Origin of the sequence: Thermobacillus xylanilyticus (assembly GCF_907165215.1) — a bacterium.
Lineage (GTDB): Bacteria > Bacillota > Bacilli > Paenibacillales > Paenibacillaceae > Thermobacillus > Thermobacillus xylanilyticus.
This window is the reverse complement of the sequence record NZ_CAJRAY010000073.1, coordinates 1-2,529: the sequence shown is the minus strand read 5'-3', so window position 1 is coordinate 2,529 and position 2,529 is coordinate 1. Positions and strand designations below refer to the sequence as shown.

Below are 2,529 nucleotides of genomic sequence, written 5' to 3'. Positions count from 1 at the left end.
AGTTTGCCCAATTATATCAAGGGTTTGTTTGGAAAATTAAGCTGCGAAAGTTGAGTTATTAAACTTGCCGGAATTTCCTTTTGAGTAAGCCCTTGTTGGCTCAATTTGCAACTTGTTTGTTATCTCTGATAACGGAAAACATTCACCTATTATTGAAAATTCCACCATGACTGCAGAGTTTTCATTAGTTCCCACTTGTTCAACCCCTATCTATCTAATGAAATAACCAGTTGGGATTGGCTCACCTTTGCCGCCTTTTCTATAAATAAAAATTTGACCTTCTCCCAGAAAGCGAGAGCCGTCTTGCCATCTAACTCTGAAAAAAACTTTTTGTAACTCGGATAGTGATAGCTGAGCTGCTGGTGCAGCCGGCGAAGGGTAGAGGCGTAATGTTCCGCCAGTTCTGCCCAAACCCTCACCATCTGACCAATGGCCCAGTAGACGTCAATTGGATTGGCATCCGGCAGCCTGTCCCACTCGTCACGAACAACACGCGCCACACATTCGGCATCCCAACTGTCATACTTTTCAATGATCGTTTGGTTTTTTCGCATGCCGTTGCTGAGCTTCGGATTGACTTCTTTTACAATGAATCGCTGTTCCCGCAGAAACAGCGCCAACGAGCGCCCGAACCCGCCAACATCCTCCAACCCGAAAATGATCGTCTGTCCTCGTTTTAAATATTTCTTCACCGCCTGAACAAATGACGGAAAAGACGAAGGACGGTTGTCAAATGTCATTTCGCCCAGCTTCTTGTTCCAGCAGTCGATCACCACCGCCACATGCCTCTCTTTATGGGGTCTATGCCGACATACAGGAACTTGTTCGGTCTACTTTTCAAAGAGCCTCACCTCATCTTGAGGGTTGGTCAGGCGGCCAGCGTGAAGGCTTGCATCCTCAGTTCGAGCGGACGAAAGCCGCAAGGATACCCCAGCAAATGCCTGCACGCTCGCCGCCAGACATTCCTCAAAACTATCTAAATGATTGCTGTATAACGTCCCGGAGCCGTAACATCACCATATCTGTAAATGCCTCGGTAAAAGTCTTTGAGTGGGTTCCATTATTCCTATATTGGCGGGGTCGAACGAGGCGAACGCAATATCTCGCTGGAGAACTTGGTCAAGATCGCCATTGCGCTTGAACTGGAACCCAAAGCGTTCTTTGAATTTGATCTTCCCGTTCGGCAGCCACCATCGGACAAGAAGGATGCGGCTCTTCAAGAAGTCATATCCATTCTGAAAGGAAAGGACATTCGGTATTTTCAAATGACGAAAAGGCTGCTTGTGGAGATATTCAAAACATTTCCTCGCCAGTGAGGCCGGTTCCCGACCTTTTTTATTTTGGCAAACATTATTCATACCGCTCTGACGTTCCAGCATTGCGTCTGTGAGGTTAATACGATTTTTTTCAATAAAGCAGAAACCACTCAAGGTATTTTCCCTTATGTGGTTACTTACAATTAATCAAAAGTTAATTTGTCGTCTTCAACAGTACCATCAAGATTGAACACCATCTTATATATGGCCGCATGTCTGTTTTTGTAGCGAATCCGTAGTTCAAATACTATGTGACTATAATCCTCCGACGGCCAGTTCATTGTTAAGGAAGCTTTACACGGGTATATTTCAATATACTCAGGCCGATAATCTGGAAAGTCAGCGGTAAATTCTTCGGGATACTCATCTCTGTAAGAGTTAAAGTAATTCCAAAACCCCTCTATACTCCTCTCTTCAGCTTTATGTTCTCTAATCCAGTTCGTGATCCAATCAATAACCAATTTATCCCCATAATTATTTTATCCCCTATAATTAATGGAAACCTTTGTCGAAGTAGTCGAACAAATACTTGCGTAATTTTTCATCGTAATTTCCGTAAATCCTCCGGTCACCATATACTTTACTCTTCACTTTTATTTCATACTGATAGGTTCGATTTCCAATTGTAATACCTTTACCAGCTAATCTTTTGATTCCCTGCTCTCCTTTTGGTCCTACCACTCCCTTTTGCATTAATAAAGGCATCTACACCTTCTTTCCCGAACCTGTTTCTTACTTCATTGTAAACAGAATGCTTGATGTAACCAATACCAAGTTCTCTCTTTATGAAGTTTCCTGCACCTGCTCCTCTCGTTAGATAAAACATCTTGTCTGAAGACCAAACTAAAAACCCGAAGCCTGTAGGATCATCCTCAATCCAGCTAAATGTACTCATCCATGCAATCCATAACAATTTCTTCTGGAATCATTGCATCAGTAGATTGCATGATTTGCTCATCTGTGTATCCTGCCTTTCGTAATTCATTACGCAGCTTTTCCGCTTTATTATGCCAATAGTTCATTTTTTCTTGATCATTTTGATCGCGAGCTTCTTGCCATTTCCACTTCATTTCGTTAATCGTCCAGTTGGCAGTAACGTCTGTAGCCCAGTAACCAGTAGGATCTATATATTTCAAAGGATTATTCGTTACATACGTGAGCGTTTTGCAATAATCCAAGGCCTTGATTTGTAAGGATTTTCGGACATAAAAAA

Annotated in this window: 2 protein-coding genes and 1 pseudogene; 1 reads left to right on the top strand and 2 read right to left on the bottom strand. The window is 42.6% G+C overall.

The window, feature by feature from the left end; translation table 11 throughout:
• Nucleotides 1–206 precede the first annotated feature (206 nt).
• Entirely contained in the window at nucleotides 207–782 is a 576-nt protein-coding gene (locus KJQ12_RS13640) for an IS110 family transposase (protein WP_213485134.1), read from the bottom strand.
• A gap of 267 nt (nucleotides 783–1,049) precedes the next feature.
• Here KJQ12_RS13640 and KJQ12_RS19910 point away from each other — a divergent pair.
• A pseudogene (locus KJQ12_RS19910) lies at nucleotides 1,050–1,140 on the top strand (helix-turn-helix domain-containing protein); the annotation flags it as partial.
• 1,057 nt (nucleotides 1,141–2,197) lie between these two features.
• Here the strand turns inward: KJQ12_RS19910 and KJQ12_RS13630 are convergent.
• Nucleotides 2,198–2,529, bottom strand: a 332-nt coding sequence (locus tag KJQ12_RS13630; RefSeq protein ID WP_213485127.1) for a hypothetical protein, incomplete at its 5' end; no start/stop codon positions are given.